Source organism: Arthrobacter sp. PAMC 25486, assembly GCF_000785535.1.
Lineage (GTDB): Bacteria > Actinomycetota > Actinomycetes > Actinomycetales > Micrococcaceae > Specibacter.
In genome coordinates this window covers 2,621,523-2,637,513 of the sequence record NZ_CP007595.1, presented here as the reverse complement: position 1 = coordinate 2,637,513, position 15,991 = coordinate 2,621,523, and the positions used below count along the sequence as shown (strand labels likewise).

The window sequence follows — 15,991 nt, the reverse complement described above, 5'->3', positions numbered from 1 at the left end:
AGGAGGGGGCCTCGGATGAACCCACAGGGAAGAAAAGCCACAGTGCTGGGGATCATCGGATCCTCCCTGGCGGCTGCGCTCATCGCAGCCCTGCCGCTCAATTCGATCGTGGAGTTCGCCATGACCCTGTCCAGGATCGGCTGAACCAGGCCCATCGGGGTGCCTGACGGCGTGGTTTGCCAGGCCCGTGCCCCGCTTTCGATAGGCTTGGGGAGTGGGAACTACAGGGAAACCAGGAACGGCCAAGGCGCCGCGGACCAACCCTGCCCCAAAACCGCGAGCCTCAGCCCCAGTGTTCCGCCGGCGCCGGATCGTGGTGGCCGTGCTTGCACTGCTCATCATCGGCGGGCTTGTTGCCGGAGGGTTCTTCATTGCCGGCCTGTTTGGTGCAGACCCCGCAGTTAAGGGCAGCACCGAGCAGGGGAGCAGCGGCAACCAGGCCAAACCCAAGCCTGGGGCGAATTCGGGCACCAAGCCCTCGGCCGTGTGCGACGAAGCCGGCATCAAGGTGGCCGCCGCCGTCGACAAGCCCAATTACGGACCAGACGAACATCCCATCCTGACGCTGCGGGTGACGAACACCGGCCCGGCCCCGTGCGACATCAACGTTGGCACCAGCCAGATGGAGTACGTGATCACCAGCGGCGATGACATCATCTTCAACTCGCGAAACTGCCAGCTGGACCCCAACGACCTCGTGAAAAACCTGGCACCGGGGGCCTCGGAATCGGCCAACCTGGTGTGGCAGGTCAACCGCAACTCACCAGATTGCGCGCCCGTGGTCAGCAAGCCGGGCAGGGGTGGCGCCACCTATGTGCTGGTGGCAACCCTTGGCAAGTGGTCAAGCGACCGGGTCGCCTTCACCCTGCAATAAAGCACGACGACGTCCCGCCGGCAGGAGCGCAGCGACAGTTCCGCTGTGCCGGGCCTGCGCCACGGGAAACCCGCGAGCTGGCCGGCATCGTTGGTGCCTAGAGGAACCGGTCGAGCAGGCTGGCCTCGGCAATGCGGGACAGGCCCTCACGGACATTGCGGGCACGCAGCTCACCAATGCCGTCCACCATCATCAGCTCGTCGATGGTTGCCGCCATGAGATTCTGCAGGCCGCCAAAGTGGTCCACCAGGCGTCCCGCAACAGCGCGGGGGACAGTCTTTAGACCGGAAACCAAGCGGTAGCCGCGGGGCTGGATGATGGCATCAAGTGAGTCATTGCCGCTGATGATCCCCACCACGCCCGCAATCAGGTTCAGGTCGATCAGGTCGGCCTGGTCAATCTCCTGAAGGGCCGCCACTGCCGCTTCAACATCCGTGGTTTCGGGGTCAGTGTAGTCGCGGATCACGGTGTCGGCACCCGAGCCGCGGGTGGCTGAGAGTTCTTCCAACTGCAGGGACAGCAGCCGGCCGTCAACACCCAGTTCCAACACATACTGGGCGATTTCTTCCGAAATTCGCCGGACCATCTCGTGGCGTTGCAAGGTGACGGCCACATCGCGGACGGTCACCATGGCCTCAATTTCCAGCGCCGAGAGTGAGCTGGTCACCTGGTCGAGGCGGGCACGGTAGCGTTCGAGGGTGGCAAGGGCCTGGTTGCCGCGGGCCAGCACCTTTTCGGAACCCTCCAAGACGTAGCGGAGCCCGTCAACGTAGAGGGCAATGATCTGCATCGACTGGCTCACGGATACCACCGGCACGCCTGTCTGGATGGCCACCCGCTCCGCCGTGCGGTGCCGGGTGCCGGATTCCTGGGTTTCAATGCTGGGGTCCGGAACCAGCTGGACGGCTGCGCGCAGGATTTTTGTCACATCCTTGTCGCACACAATGGCACCGTCCATCTTTGCCAGTTCACGCAGGCTTGTGGGCGCAAAGTCGATGCCAATTTCAAAACCGCCGGAACAAAGACTCTCAATGGTCTTGTCAGAGCCAAGCACAATGAGTGCGCCGGTGCGGCCGCGAAGAATGCGTTCAAGCCCGTCACGCAGCGCCGTTCCAGGGGCGACACGGGCAATAGTGGCCTTGAGGGCCTCTTCGGGGCTGCGGAGCATTGGCAGTTCCTTCTTTTTAAGCACGGGAATCCGGGCAAGTCACACTGCCCATAATAGTGTGAAAGCGCAGCGGTGCGGGCTAACTGCCGTAGGGGCCCGTTGAACCGTGCCGGATGAGCTCGGTGGCCTCCGCAATGTGCTCGATCTCCTTCACCGTGAAATCCGGTGGGATGGGGCCGGGACCGGTGCTGCTCTTGGGAACCAGAGCGTGCGTGTAGCCAAGACGGCTGGCCTCCTGGATGCGCTGATTGATGCCCGGCACGGGACGAACCTCACCCGCCAACCCCACCTCTCCGAAGGCCACCATCTTGTGGTGCACCACCTTGTTGGTCTTGGCGGAGACGATTGACAGTGCCACGGCAAGGTCCATGGCGGGCTCGCTCAGCCGCGCCCCGCCCACCGTTGCCACATAGCTGTCATCGGCATCCAGGCGGAGCCCGGCCCGCTGCTGCAGCACGGCAAGCAGCATGCCGATGCGGGTGGAGTCCAGCCCGCTCACCGTGCGCCGCGGCTGCGAACCCACGGACGGTGTCAGCAGTGCCTGGACCTCGGCCAGCAGGGGCCGGCGCCCCTCCATGGTGACCGTAATGCAGGTCCCGGACACGGGCGTGGTGGTGCGCGTGGTGAACAGCCCGCTCGGATCGGCCAGGCCCTCAATGCCGTCATCCGTCAGGTCGAAGCAACCCACCTCATCGGTTTGGCCGTACCTGTTCTTGACTGCCCGCAACAGGCGCAGGCGCGAGTGGCGCTCGCCGTCGAACTGACAGACAACATCCACCAGGTGCTCCAGCAGCCGCGGCCCGGCAATGGAACCATCCTTGGTCACATGGCCCACCAGCAGCGTGGTCATGTTCAGCCGCTTGGCCGCAGCAATGAGCGAGGCAGCAACTTCACGCACCTGCGACACCCCGCCGGCGCTGCCGTCCACCATGGCGCTGCTAAACGTCTGCACCGAATCCACGATCAGCAGGGTGGGCTTGACGGCCTCGACCTGGCCAAGGGCGGTGCCAAGATCGGTTTCCGCACCCAAATACAAGGTGTCCGCGACGGCGCCAATGCGTTCGGCGCGCAGCTTCACCTGGGCCGCGGATTCCTCGCCCGTCAGGTACAGCACCTTTTGCGGTTCCCGGCCGTGCTCATTGCGGGCAAACTTGGCGGCAACGTCAAGGAGCAGCGTGGATTTTCCGACGCCGGGTTCCCCCGCCAGCAGTATCACGGCACCCGGCACCATGCCACCTCCCAGAACGCGGTCGAGCTCGGGCACGCCCGTGAGGTTATGCGCGGCCTTGGAGGCGTCCACCTCTGAAATGAGTTGCGCTGGGCGCACCACCGTTGTGGCCGCAGTGGTCCTGATGACGACGGTGCCAACCTCCTCCAGGGTTCCCCATGCCTGGCATTCACCGCAGCGACCCACCCATTTGACGGCGCTCCAGCCGCATTCGGTGCAGCGGAAGTTCTGCCCGGCGTTGTTCTTTGTGCTCTTTGTTGCCATGATGCAACCCTATCCCCGGGCACTGACACGATGGCACTGGGGCGGTGGTGCCGGGTGATGATGCCCAGCCGATGGGCGCAGACCACGGGAGGGGCACAGCCCGGCAGGGCAGCAAAGGCGGGGAATCCGCCGTCGTGCTTCCAAAAGTCAGGCAGTTGGGAATCAGGTGGTCAGAGGTCAGGTAGGAGCGAGCGGGCCTCGGTGGGGTCCATGTTGGCGGCCTCCAGCAGGTCGACCATGAGCGTGCGGAAGAGCAGTACCACGGTCTCGCCCTCCATCCGGGTGATGTCCAACTTTTGCGGATGCAGGCGGGTGGCGATATCGGCCAGGGCGTCTCGCGCGTGGGAAAGGGTGGCCCGCGAGGTGGTGTCGGAGAGAGCCGCGCCCAGCTCATCCACCGCCGTGGCGGTCTCGCTCATGACCTCGGCCAGGTGGACGGAACCGCTGTCCGAGAGGGCGGCGTTGTTGATGACACTGGCCAGCCGCCGTGCCAAAACACGGCTGGATCGCATGGCGTAATCCACCCGCACCATGAGCTTCGAAAGCCCCTCAACTTCCTGCAGGTGCCGGCGGTACAGCGGGGAAAGCTTGGCAATCTCCACCGACCCGCGCAGTCCCTGGCGCATGGCATCGATGCGCGGCTGCTGGCTGCGGGCACGGACCAGGGCATGCCAGGCGGTGGTGGAATCGTTGTAGGACAGGGCCGAAGCGCATTCGCGCAGCACCAGGGAGAGCTCGCCTAGGACCTCCTTGAGATCGTCCTTGGGCTCGCGCCGGGGGTCCCGCGGCAGCAGCAGCGTGGCGGCGAGGGCGAAACAACCACCCACGACGGCGTCCAGGCTGCGGGTGAACGGCCCGCCGGCCGGCATGGGCAGCAACACCACAAGGAGCGACTGCAGGGCCAGCTGCGTGGTGAAGATGGCGCCGCTGTCCAGAAACCTTGCCAGCAGGATGGACAGGAACAACACCAGGACCGCCTGCCAGATCCCCGCACCCAGCCAGTGCAGCAGGAGATCACCCAGGGCAATGCCGATGGTGCAGCCAAGGCCCACCTCAAGGACCCGGCGCAGGCGTGGATCCCGGGAAAAACCGAGCGCAATGATGGCGCTGGTGGCAGCAAACAACGGTCCCTGATGGCCCAGCACCAGTTCGGAGAAGTAGTAGGCGCCCACGGCACAAAACGCCATGAGTAACGCCGGGAGCACCGAGCTGGCGCTGCGGCGCAGCCCCAACCGGATCCGCCGCCGCAGAAACAGCACGGTCGCGGCCACCTGGGTTGGCTCTGCCGGGGCTTCGTTCATGGTGGACAGTCTATGCGTCCCTACCGGCAGGCCGGCGCGGCGGCGGTGCGCTGGCGGTGCGTTGGCGCCCGGTCGCGGCCGGCCGCACCAGCCCCGCTTCTTGAGACTGTCCGGCGGATGGGGGCGGGCCCGGCGATGGAAGCTGAGGGTGTCGGGTGGCTTCGTTCCACCCAGATGCCGCGCCGAGAAGGGGGCCAAACCCGCACCGTGGAGCGTTCTTTTCGCCGAAGATGGGTCCACCCCGTGACATGCCGCCAAAGTGGCGCCCATTTCGCGGGTTGAACCCATTCTCGCGGAAACGGCCTCTGGGCGCCGGCGGGTTTGCCCCCTTCTCGACGGTGGAAGCGGGGCTGATGTGACCGGCGTCGTACATTATGTGTTGGAAACACGGCCGATTTCCAAGAATCCCAACAGCGTTAACCTTGCGTTCACCTTGGAGGGGCCAGCGCTTTACCTCGGACTCCTACGCTCAAGGAGTAATGAATCGCAATGCAACCCATCGAAGAGGTAAAAACGTGAAGGCACTTCACATCGGCCGTGTGGCAGCAGTACTGACCGTCGGCGCATTGGCACTGACAGCGTGCGGCACTGACAGCGTTGTTCCCCCGGCAGACGGCGGATCAACCAGCACCTCGGCAGGCGCCTCCGTCACCGGCACCCTGACCGGCACCGGCGCCAGCTCCATCTCCGCAGCAATGGACGCGTGGAAGGCCGGCTTCGAGTCCGCCAACTCCGGCGCCAAGATCCAGTACTCACCCGAAGGCTCCGGCGCAGGACGCAAGGCCCTGATCGCAGGCGCTGTGCAGTTCGCCGGATCCGACGCGTACCTGAAGGACGAAGAGCTCGCCTCCGCCCAGGAAAAGTGCGGCCCCGACGGCGCCATCAACATCCCCTGGTACATTTCCCCGATCGCTGTCGCGTTCAACGTTGAAGGGGTCAAGGACCTCAAGCTCGACGCCGACACCATCGCCAAGATCTTCCGCGGCGACATCAAGAACTGGAACGACGCAGCCATCAAGGCCGCCAACCCGGACGCCACCCTGCCGGACCTGGCCATCACGCCCGTGCACCGCTCGGACAACTCGGGCACCACCGAGAACTTCACCGACTACCTGGCCGCAGCCGCCTCCAGCGTGTGGACGGATGCGAAGTCAGGCGACTGGCCCACCTCACTGCCCGGCGAGAACGCCAAGGGCACCTCCGGTGTTGTCAAGACGGTCACCGAGACCGCCGGCGCCATCACGTACGCCGATGACTCGGCCGTCACCGACGCACTGGGCAAGGTTGAGTTGAAGGTTGGAGATTCCTTCGTCCCCGTCACCGCAGAGGCCGCAGCCAAGGCAGTCGACGCCGCGACGATCGTTGAAGGCCGCAGCGCCAACGACCTCTCCCTGAAGCTTGACCGCACCACCACCGTGGCCGGCGCCTACCCGGCCGTGCTGGTTTCCTACGGCGTGCTCTGTGCCTCCTACCCCGACGCCGCCACAGCCGACCTGGTCAAGGCCTTCGGAACCTTCGTCCTCAGCGATGAAGGCCAGCAGCAGGCAGCCGACGCCGCCAAGAGCGCCCCGCTGTCAGCTGACCTTGCAGCGAAGGCCAAGACAGCGATCGACTCCATCAGCGTCGCCAAGTAAGCACGGCACACGCCAAACGAAAGTACTGGATTGTCCACCACGAAGCTCGCACCCGTATCGGGTAAAGGGCCAGCCGGAGCAGGCCGCATCGGAGATAAAGTCTTCTCCGGTGCGGCTCTGGGTGCCGGTGCGCTCATTGTCGCCGTGCTGTTTGCGGTTGCCCTGTTCCTTGTAGTCCAGGCACTGCCAACCTTTGGCGCCCCGGCAGCCGACATTACCGGGGGAGAGGGGTTCTTCTCCTACATCTTCCCCATCGTCATCGGCACCTTGATCGCCGCCACCATTGCCCTGTTGATCGCCACCCCCATCGGCGTGGCGGTGGCCTTGTTTATCTCGCACTACGCCCCGCGCCGTCTGGCCCGGGGCCTGGGTTATGTGGTGGACCTCCTGGCAGCCATCCCTTCAGTTGTTTACGGTGCCTGGGGTGCAAGCTTCCTCGCCTCCTCGCTGAAGGCGCCCTACGCGTGGCTGGCCGACAACCTTGGCTGGATCCCCATCTTCGCCGGACCCGCCTCCGGCACCGGTAAAACCATTTTGACGGCCGGCATTGTCCTCGCCGTCATGGTCCTGCCCATCATCGCCTCACTCACCCGGGAGATTTTCCTGCAGGCCCCCATGCTGCACCAAGAAGCGGCGCTGGCACTGGGCGCCACCCGGTGGGAAATGATCCGCATGGCAGTTCTGCCCTTCGCCCGCGGCGGCATCATCAGCGCCGTCATGCTGGGATTGGGCCGCGCGCTTGGTGAGACCATGGCCGTTGCCCTGGTGCTCTCCTCGGGGCCGCTGATCGCCTCCCTGATCCGTTCCGGCAACCAAACCATTGCCGCCGAGATCGCCCTGGACTTCCCGGAAGCATTCGGCCTGCGCATGCACGAACTCATCGCCGCCGGACTCGTCCTGTTCCTCATCACTCTCGCGGTGAACATGGTGGCCCGTTGGATCATCAACCGCCACAAAGAATTCTCGGGAGCCAACTAGCATGGCCACGCTCATGACTGAACGCAAGCGCTCGGCGCTGACCCGCGGCCGCCTCCCGCGCTACACCCCCTGGGTGATCGCCATCGGAGCCATCATTGTTGCGGCAGCCCTGATGTCGCTCATCGGCTTTAACGTCTTTGGCTGGGCCGTACTCTCCGCAGTGCTTTTCACCGTCGCCAACGTCGTCTCCGCCGCAGTGGTGGAGGGCCGCCGCAAGGCCACCGACAAGATGATGACCTCGCTGGTGCTCGGCGCATTCCTGGTGGCCCTGCTGCCCTTGATTTCGGTCATCTGGACCGTCCTCGTCAACGGTGTCCCCGGCCTGCTGACCCCCGGCTTCCTGAGCACCTCAATGAATGGTGTGACGGGCGCCGTCGACAATGCATCGGTGAAGGACGGCACCCCGGTCTTGGGTGGCGTCTACCACGCACTCATGGGCTCGGTGCTGATCACCCTATGGGCCACCATCATCTCCGTGCCGGTGGGCCTGCTCACCGCCATCTACCTGGTGGAATACAGCGCCGGCAACAAGTTTTCGAAGGTCATCACCTTCCTGGTCGACGTTATGACGGGCATCCCCTCGATCGTGGCCGGCCTGTTTGCGGCCGCCTTCTTCGCCATGATCCTGGGCCCCGGTACCAAGACAGGGTTCGTGGCCGCCGTCGCGCTGTCCGTGCTCATGATTCCGGTGGTGGTGCGCTCCAGCGAGGAAATGCTCAAGATCGTCCCGAACGAGCTGCGCGAGGCCGCCTACGCCTTGGGCGTACGGAAGTGGCGCACCATCCTGAAGGTGGTCATTCCGACGGCGATCTCGGGCATCGCCTCGGGTGTCACCCTGGCCATTGCCCGGGTCATCGGCGAGACCGCACCGCTGCTCGTCACGGCAGGCTTCGCCACCACCATCAACATGAACGTTTTCGCCGGCTGGATGTCGTCGCTGCCCACGTTTATCTACACACAGATCATGACGCCCACCTCGCCGTCCAACGCCGACCCATCCACGCAGCGTGCCTGGGCTGCGGCGCTGCTGCTGATCATCCTCGTCATGCTCCTGAACCTCGGCGCCCGCATGGTGGCCCGCCTCTTTGCGCCGAAAACCGGCCGCTAACTTACTTTTTGAACGGAATTCCAGTTATGTCCAAACGTATTGATGTCAGTGATTTGAATGTGTACTACGGCGATTTCCGTGCCGTGGAGGACGTCAACATCACCATTGAGGCCAAGTCCGTGACAGCCTTCATCGGCCCCTCCGGCTGTGGCAAGTCCACGTTCCTGCGCACCTTGAACCGCATGCACGAGGTCATCCCCGGCGCCCGCGTCGAGGGCAAGGTGCTCCTCGACGGTGACAACCTCTATGCCGACGGCGTGGACCCCGTGACGGTGCGCAGCCAGATCGGCATGGTGTTCCAGCGCCCCAACCCGTTCCCCACCATGAGCATCCGCGACAACGTGCTGGCCGGCGTCAAGCTGAACAACCGCCGCATGCCCAAGTCCGACGCCGAGGCGCTCGTGGAGAAGTCCCTGCGCGGCGCCAACCTATGGAACGAGGTCAAGGACCGCCTCGAGAAGCCCGGTTCCGGCCTGTCCGGCGGGCAGCAGCAGCGCCTGTGCATCGCCCGTGCCATCGCCGTCTCGCCCGACGTGATCCTCATGGACGAGCCCTGCTCCGCCCTCGACCCCATCTCCACCCTGGCCATTGAGGACCTCATCAACGAGCTCAAGGACGAGTACACCGTTGTCATCGTCACCCACAACATGCAGCAGGCCGCCCGTGTGTCCGACAAGACCGCCTTCTTCAACATCGCCGGCACCGGCAAGCCCGGCAAGCTCATTGAGTACGCAGAAACTGCCACCATCTTCAACAACCCCTCGCAGAAGTCCACCGAGGATTACGTCTCGGGCCGCTTCGGGTAACCGTTTCCCATGTACGACGGCGGCCCGCGCCTTCCGCGCCCATCGGCGCCTTGGGTGCCCGGTGCGGCCGGTAGCGTGTGCACGTGCGGCTGTCCAGTGTTAAGGGGCTGTGAAGAGCAAAAATCTCCAGGGTTTTGGCGCGGGGATACGCTGGAAGCATGACCAGTCTTCCAGCAGTCCGCGGGGCCCACCTTGTCGGCTCCATCAACCAGCCCACAGCCAAGGACACCCTGGCGATCGTTGCCGAGAACCTTGGCGGACACGTTGCCCGCATCCCCGACGGCGAAGTCGGCGAACGCTACCACTGGATCCTGTTCCAGGGCGCCAGGTTTGAGGCTGTTGACGGCCTGAGCCGCGTGCCGGGGGAGCCGTTCATGATTGCCGGCTTCGACCTGCGCAGAATTGTCCTGGACGGCACCGTGGCCGCCGCCGAGCTGAAGTTCGGCCCGCTGGGCTACGCCGAGGCAGCCCTGGCCAGCTACCAGGATTTCAAGGCGCTGCGGGATGCCGGCAGCATAGCCCAAGGCACCCGCTTCCAGGTCGCCATTCCGTCGCCGCTCGCCCCGCTGGGTTCGTTTGTGGCCGTTGCAGACCAGCCCGCCGTCTACCCGGCCTACGCTGACGCCATCAGGCGGGAGATTGCGGAAATTGCGGCGGGCATCCCTGCAGAGGACCTGGCCATCCAAATCGACCTGGCCGTTGAATTCAGCCACATTGAACAAGTTCCCGTGGCCGGCAACACGCCAGACTGCTGGTACGTGCTGGGTGCTGACCCCTCCTCGGAACGGATCATCGAGGCTGCGACATCCATGGCTGCCGCCGTTGCCGCCGCCGTTCCGGACGACGTGCAGTTCGGGATCCACCTGTGCTACGGCGACGTCGCCGAGAAACACTTCGTGGAGCCCTCGGACGCCACCTACCTGACCGCCGTGGCCAATGCGCTGTCCGAGAAGATCACCCGACCCATCGAGTTCCTGCACTTGCCGGTGCCCATCGAGCGCGACGACGCAGCCTACTTTGCGCCGCTGGCCAACCTGGAGCTGCACCCCGAAACGGCGCTGTTTTTGGGCCTGGTGCACCACGAAGACGGCGTCGACGGCGCGGCCCGCCGCATCGCAGCGGCCCGCCCCGCAGTGGCCGAGGCAGGCTTCTCGGAGTTCGGCATCGCCACCGAATGCGGTTTCGGCCGCGGCCCGGCAGAGCGAACGGCACCCCTGTTGCGCCTGCACGCCGACATCATCGAGGCAGCCAACGCCTAACACGCCAGAGCAACCCGGGCCACGCGCGGCTGTAGATCCTCGTATTTGATGTCACTGTTCTCAGTTGCGTGTCACCGTTGCTGTCCCGCCCGACTCATTCGTGTTGGACCACGAAAAGCGTGGAAGCTAGCGGAATGGTCCGACTGTAGTGAGACGAAATTGCTGCAGTTGTCTCACTACAGCCGGATCAAACTCCAAATCCAGCCGCAACGAGCAGCGAGTCAATTTGATTCATGTCCGGTGGTTGGGTGTCCCGGTAGAGGAACCTCCTGCGGGAAGAATTTTTGGTGGTGGCCGCGTGACGGTGAGAAGTGAGTGCAATTGTTTGGCTTGGAGATTCAGCTAGAAAGTGATCATCTTTGCGAATCAATCTTCAGGGGATGAAGAGCTTACTTCGCCGCGTTCAGCCTGTAGGGTCGCCATATGAACACGACCGTCGAGCCGCAGAGCGAACTAACTCCAGGTCCAGCCACAGTTGCGGCCCTAGTGGCGCAACTGGTGGATGGACCCTGGCCAAGCTCCGATGAGAAACGCAAGTCTCTCTTCAGACGACTTCACTTCAAAACGGGAGAGCGCTTGGATCATGACTCGGACGGGTCGTCCACGGCGTCATTTACCCTCCTCACTGACCTTCCAGGTGTTTCCTTTGCCTCATGGGACTCGTTTCGCGGCAGGTTCATGAGCGTTCACTTCCACCTATACTCATTCCCCGATGCGCAGGGCCCTGCGACCCGCCTCGGCCACGACGCTGTGTCGGGCAAGCTGACGGATCTCTACGGCCAGCCGACCCGGCCGTGGGAGGACGAAGAAGTGCCGCCTAGCATTTGGAAGGTCAACCGCCGCGAGATAGCCACGCATCTCTTCACCAAGCGCGACAGCACATTAATGCTGAGCATTTCCGACGAGGAACTTGAAGCGGCAGCAGAAGCAGAAGCAGTCCACCAGACCCACAAACCAGACAAGATCGACCCATCCCTATAAGTGGAACCCTCTGTGGGACAGTGACATGCCGGGAGGTCTCTTCCAAGTCGCGTGTGAGGTTTTCCCGACTATGGAACTATCCTGAGGATTTCTACTCGAATTCTCGCTCCAACGAGATCCTACGGATGCCCCTGCCGCCCAAAGACATGGAGATCGTCGATGAAACGGACTTCCTACGGACGCATTGACCTACTTGCGATTCCACTCCTGGTGTTGGCACTGGGGTGGTACTACCTGGTTGCCGAAAGACTCGCGGCCTTTCTCTACACAGGGTTTACTCGCGACAGGCTGTGGGAGTTCTGCGTTGAAGAACTGCCGGCGGGCCTTCCCCCGGTGCATGAAGGCCCCTTGCCCGGATCTGAGTCTCAGTTAGTGCCCATCAGCTACGTGTGCACCTATACCCAAACGACTCCGAGCGTCACAGTAGTGCACACGGATATTGCTGGGACCATGATCGCGGCCCTCCCGATTGCAGTCCTTATTGCGTGTGTCGGCATTAGGTGGGCCACGATACTTCGGGGGAAACGTATTGAACAGCTCCGGGCCGCCAGCGTATTGCCAGGCGCTTCCAATGACGGGACTCTTAACACCCAATCCCGTGACGGCAGCTAAAACGCAACAGCCTCTGGCCAGCTGAACTGCAGGATTCGCTTTCTCTTTGCAGGCCGACTCACAAGTCCAGGCTGGCCTGGTCAAAATGGGCAGTCACAATCGATTTCGCTGGACGGCGCACGGCCTGCTAATGCGAGGCCTGCTGGGATGCGATTGCGTGGTCGTAGTCGGAACCCTCTACGGGACCGTGAAAGGTTGCAATAAGAGCGCCATGGAATTGCCGGGACTATTCTTTGGCGGGCGCTAGGTGAATTTCCCGAAGGGTCCGGCAGCGTCGGACGGAATCTGCTCTCGTCTAATGGAGATGGACATGGCCAGAAGCACGATCCCAACCAACAGAACGAGAACAGCAATACCAAGTAGGCCTTGATCACTCCCGGTGGCTGGGCAGCCGGCAGAGCTGTCATCAATCTCGGGGCAGCTCCTCCAAGGCTGTAAAAACATCACCAACCCTCCTGCTACTCCTGCGAGAGCGAGCACGGTTCCCAACGCCGCGTACAGGGTCTTTCTGGAAGCACTCATGGTTCATCCAAACACGGCCACGCCACCGCCAACATCCCCCCGTAGGAGGAACCTTGACCGGGACGGGCCTCCCGCTACTCGTTAGACTGTCGTGCAGGAGGATGGAGGGGTGATGTTATTTCCTTACAGTGACCGGGCGGCCGCAAAATGGATCACGACCAGCGATGAGCACTGGTGGAACCTGGTGACGCTGGGCCCTCCGGGATTCCCGGCGTATGCGCGACTACGGTTCATCCCTGATCCGGCCTACGAGGGTCAGTCCGAAAACGATGCTGCACGCCAGGATGACGCCCTCTCAGACAATGATCAGCTCCGTATCGCGGTGGGGACGTTACTGCAGCACACCGGCTCGCCCACCGAGGGATACCTGCTGATATGGGACGGTTGGGGTGGTGACTCGTTCCCCGAGCCGTTATTGCGCACGCCCCAGGTGGTGGTCCCAAATCGTGAGTACTACTTGTACAGGGTCTCGCTGCAGGACTTCGTATCCGGGGCGATCGAAGACTCGTGGCAAACGGGAACGGGTCACCTTATGCCGCACCCTGCGTTCATTTGGCCTTCGGACCGGTCCTGGTGCATCACCTCAGATGTTGATCCCCATTGGGCTGGTATCGGGGCTGAGCAGGCGCTGATCGACCCGCTACTGACCGAACCACGTCTCGACGTCGTCCGGGTCGAGGCGAACCAAAAACTGCCCTTCTACCACTAGGGGGCGACGAACCAACGAGATAGAGGGAAAGTGCCCGCAGTAGGAACCTTCTACGGGACAGCTGACATGCGAAATTGATCCGTGTAATCAAAGATGTGCACTTTCTCGGATTTAGCCGACATTTCTGGAGGCCTCTGACTCGATCTTCCAAATGCTCGTTCCATCCGTTTCTGAGTCTCCTCCCGGGATATTCAACAAAACTCACCGATAGCACCGATCAGTACACCCTCATTCATCAGGTACACAGGAGTACACTGAGTACACAACTATTCACAGGAGAAGTCGTGACCAGTCAGCAAATAACTCAGAATCCTTTCCGTCCCACGGCAGGAGCCGAGCCACCACAGCTCATCGGTCGAACCGGACTGCTGGACGAGTTCTCCTACGGTCTGCAGATCCGATCCGGGGCCCCTGGCTTGCTCACTATTTTCACCGGAGCCCGCGGTATCGGCAAGACCGTCATGCTCGGCGAGGCTGAAGATATCGCGCGTGCCCAAGGATGGCTGGTGGTCTCGGAGACTGCAACGACAGGTTTCTTGGGGCGAATAGGAGAAGCCATGCGTTCAGCGGCTGAAGAGCTGGGAGAAGGGCCGAAGGGCCGTCGAATTACGGGCATCGGAGCCGCAGGCTTCTCGATCACTGCTCAGTTGCCTCCGGCGCAGCAATTGGGATGGAGGCAATTGGGAGAGCAACTGTTGCAATTGCTGGATGAGAAGCGCACCGGGTTGGCTATCACCCTAGACGAGATTCACGGCGCCAACCGTGATGAACTTGCACAACTGGCCGCCTTCGTTCAGCACTTTATCCGCCAAGGACTGCCAATTGCTCTATTGTTTGCAGGCCTGCCCGCCGCCGTCTCCGATCTGCTCAATGAGGGCGTCGCAACATTCCTCCGCAGAGCCGACCGAATTGACTTGCATGCCGCGGCAATCCGCGAGGTTGAAGAATCTTACCTAGAAACGTTTGCAAGCCTAGAACACCCAATTTCGTCGAAACTCATTCGGAAAGCAGCCGAATCAACCGGAGGCTACCCATTCCTCATACAACTGGTGGGATACCACTTATGGCAGATAGCGGAGTCCACAGAAGCCCCGCTGACAGCAGCAGGCGTTGATCTGGCTTTAGGTGCCGCACACCGGAAAAACACTCGCGTAGTCCTAGCTGCGGCATTGGCCACGGCATCGCCCAAGGATATCGAGTTCTTACAGGCAATGTCTGAAGATGATGGGCCATCGAACACGGCTGATATCGGCAGGCGCCTCGGAGACGCAAAAAATACCATCGGCAACTACCGAGCCCGGCTCATCGACGCTGGGCTCGTCCAACCCGCAGGCCGTGGAGTGATTGACTTCGCCATCCCCGGCTTGCGTGAGTATATCGCCGGAATTTGATGCTATAAGGCTGCAAGTAATCAATGACAACCGCCCTTTGCCCTCTAGGGAGAAGCACGAAAAGCCCTAAGTTTAGGCCTCAGTTCAGACCCACGATGGGTGCTTCTTCCGAAGATTGCAGGCTTTAGTGGTCGAAGAAGTATCACTGTGTCGTTAGCGTAACGCTCTGCGAGACATTTAGGGCAATAGAAACGATCGTAACGCCGCGATCCAGTCTTCGAAGGCGTCAAGGTGTGCGTCATGGGAGGCTCCAGCGAGGTCGATTCGTACGGCATTGCGCCCCCGTCTGACAAATTCAGATTTCTCATCGGGGGTGAACATTCCGTTCTCTCCGTACGCGACGAGCGTTGGTCCTTCTACGCTCTCCCATTCGTGCCACCTCGGCTCCGATACCGCGTTGATTGCCGCGACCATGACGTCAGCATCGAACCGTGGCCACAGGCCATCGCTGCATTGTTCAAGATCATCCACCCACGCTTGTTCTAGTGGACCATCGCCAATATGCGCGCGGGCAACCTCACGATTCGGGAAGGCAATGCCCACGAACGAAAGAAGTCACCCATGGCCTCGTTCTGGGTGTGCGTGCCACTACCGGGGCCGGTTTCCAGTAGCACCAGCCTAGTGACAAGATCTGACCGGGCTGCCGCGACGAGCATTGCCGTGTGCCCGCCCATGGACTGCCCGACAAGCGTCACAGGTCCACCCACGACAGCCTTAATCACGTAAACGACATCGTCAACGAAGGCTTTCCTAGATAGATCACTCGGGCTTCGAGTGCTTCGCCCATGGCCGCGGAGGTCAATGAGGATGGTCCGAAAATCAGGGAGCGCATCCGCAGTCGGGAAGAACTCCCTGGCGCTGCCCGCAAGCCCATGCAAAATGACCACGGGAGAGCCATCGCCACCCGAATCAAAATAGTTGATACGCACGCCCGTTCCCACATCGATAGTGGATCCTTCGAGGGTGCCCTGGTGAAATGCCATTGCACAAGGCTACGTGCGGACATCTGTGTTCATCAATAAATCCCATACGTGGAACATCCTGCGGGACGCTATCTCGGTAGCCTCCGCGCACGCCTCAGATGCATAGCCCTCCGCGCACGCCTCAGATGCATAGCTGAGAAGTCGAGGAACTTTGAATCTCGTCGCCCAAGTGA

At 62.3% G+C, this 15,991-nt stretch carries 15 protein-coding genes; 10 read left to right on the top strand and 5 right to left on the bottom strand.

What is annotated here, in order from left to right; all coding sequences use genetic code 11:
• Nucleotides 1-15 precede the first annotated feature (15 nt).
• Nucleotides 16-144, top strand: coding sequence for a hypothetical protein (locus tag art_RS23160; protein ID WP_301537937.1), 129 nt, complete (start codon nt 16-18; stop codon nt 142-144).
• A gap of 70 nt (nt 145-214) precedes the next feature.
• Entirely contained in the window at nt 215-874 is a 660-nt protein-coding gene (locus tag art_RS12130) for a DUF4232 domain-containing protein (protein WP_038465241.1), read from the top strand.
• Between the two features lie 97 nt (nt 875-971).
• Here the strand turns inward: art_RS12130 and disA are convergent, their stop codons facing one another.
• From disA to art_RS12115, 3 genes are all read right to left on the bottom strand, one after another.
• A complete protein-coding gene (gene disA / locus art_RS12125; RefSeq protein WP_038465239.1) occupies nt 972-2,042 on the bottom strand; it encodes a DNA integrity scanning diadenylate cyclase DisA in 1,071 nt (356 codons plus the stop codon).
• Nucleotides 2,043-2,121: 79 nt separating this feature from the next.
• Entirely contained in the window at nt 2,122-3,534 is a 1,413-nt protein-coding gene (gene radA, locus art_RS12120; RefSeq protein ID WP_038465238.1) for a DNA repair protein RadA, read from the bottom strand.
• Nucleotides 3,535-3,704: 170 nt separating this feature from the next.
• Nucleotides 3,705-4,835 (bottom strand): aromatic acid exporter family protein, encoded by a 1,131-nt coding sequence (locus art_RS12115; protein ID WP_038465236.1) that lies wholly within the window; start codon nt 4,833-4,835, stop codon nt 3,705-3,707.
• Nucleotides 4,836-5,350: 515 nt separating this feature from the next.
• Here art_RS12115 and pstS point away from each other — a divergent pair.
• From pstS to art_RS12065, 8 genes are all read left to right on the top strand, one after another.
• Complete coding sequence (gene pstS, locus art_RS12110) at nt 5,351-6,469, top strand: phosphate ABC transporter substrate-binding protein PstS (protein WP_038465234.1); 1,119 nt, start codon at nt 5,351-5,353, stop codon at nt 6,467-6,469.
• Between the two features lie 30 nt (nt 6,470-6,499).
• On the top strand, nt 6,500-7,447 hold the full coding sequence (pstC, locus tag art_RS12105) for a phosphate ABC transporter permease subunit PstC (RefSeq protein ID WP_052136375.1): 948 nt from the start codon (nt 6,500-6,502) through the stop codon (nt 7,445-7,447).
• A gap of 1 nt (nt 7,448) precedes the next feature.
• Nucleotides 7,449-8,555, top strand: a complete 1,107-nt coding sequence (gene pstA, locus art_RS12100) for a phosphate ABC transporter permease PstA (RefSeq protein ID WP_038465232.1) — start codon at nt 7,449-7,451, stop codon at nt 8,553-8,555.
• Nucleotides 8,556-8,581: 26 nt separating this feature from the next.
• The gene (gene pstB / locus art_RS12095) at nt 8,582-9,361 is read left to right on the top strand and encodes a phosphate ABC transporter ATP-binding protein PstB (RefSeq protein ID WP_038465229.1); all 780 of its coding nucleotides are present in this window, start codon (nt 8,582-8,584) and stop codon (nt 9,359-9,361) included.
• A 158-nt stretch (nt 9,362-9,519) separates the two neighbouring features.
• Nucleotides 9,520-10,620: a hypothetical protein gene (locus art_RS12090; protein WP_038465227.1), complete on the top strand. Its 1,101-nt coding sequence runs from the start codon at nt 9,520-9,522 to the stop codon at nt 10,618-10,620.
• A 423-nt stretch (nt 10,621-11,043) separates the two neighbouring features.
• The gene (locus art_RS12085) at nt 11,044-11,601 is read left to right on the top strand and encodes a hypothetical protein (RefSeq protein WP_038465225.1); all 558 of its coding nucleotides are present in this window, start codon (nt 11,044-11,046) and stop codon (nt 11,599-11,601) included.
• Between the two features lie 1,246 nt (nt 11,602-12,847).
• On the top strand, nt 12,848-13,444 hold the full coding sequence (locus tag art_RS12070; protein WP_038465219.1) for a hypothetical protein: 597 nt from the start codon (nt 12,848-12,850) through the stop codon (nt 13,442-13,444).
• 284 nt (nt 13,445-13,728) lie between these two features.
• Nucleotides 13,729-14,835 (top strand): AAA family ATPase, encoded by a 1,107-nt coding sequence (locus tag art_RS12065; RefSeq protein WP_038465217.1) that lies wholly within the window; start codon nt 13,729-13,731, stop codon nt 14,833-14,835.
• Between the two features lie 177 nt (nt 14,836-15,012).
• On the opposite strand, the gene art_RS22590 is transcribed toward art_RS12065, so the two are convergent.
• Both art_RS22590 and art_RS22585 read right to left on the bottom strand, forming a co-directional pair.
• A complete protein-coding gene (locus art_RS22590; RefSeq protein WP_173425211.1) occupies nt 15,013-15,378 on the bottom strand; it encodes an alpha/beta fold hydrolase in 366 nt (121 codons plus the stop codon).
• Complete coding sequence (locus tag art_RS22585; protein ID WP_173425234.1) at nt 15,318-15,818, bottom strand: alpha/beta fold hydrolase; 501 nt, start codon at nt 15,816-15,818, stop codon at nt 15,318-15,320. The genes art_RS22590 and art_RS22585 overlap by 61 nt, the downstream gene beginning before the upstream one ends.
• Between the last annotated feature and the right edge of the window lie 173 nt (nt 15,819-15,991).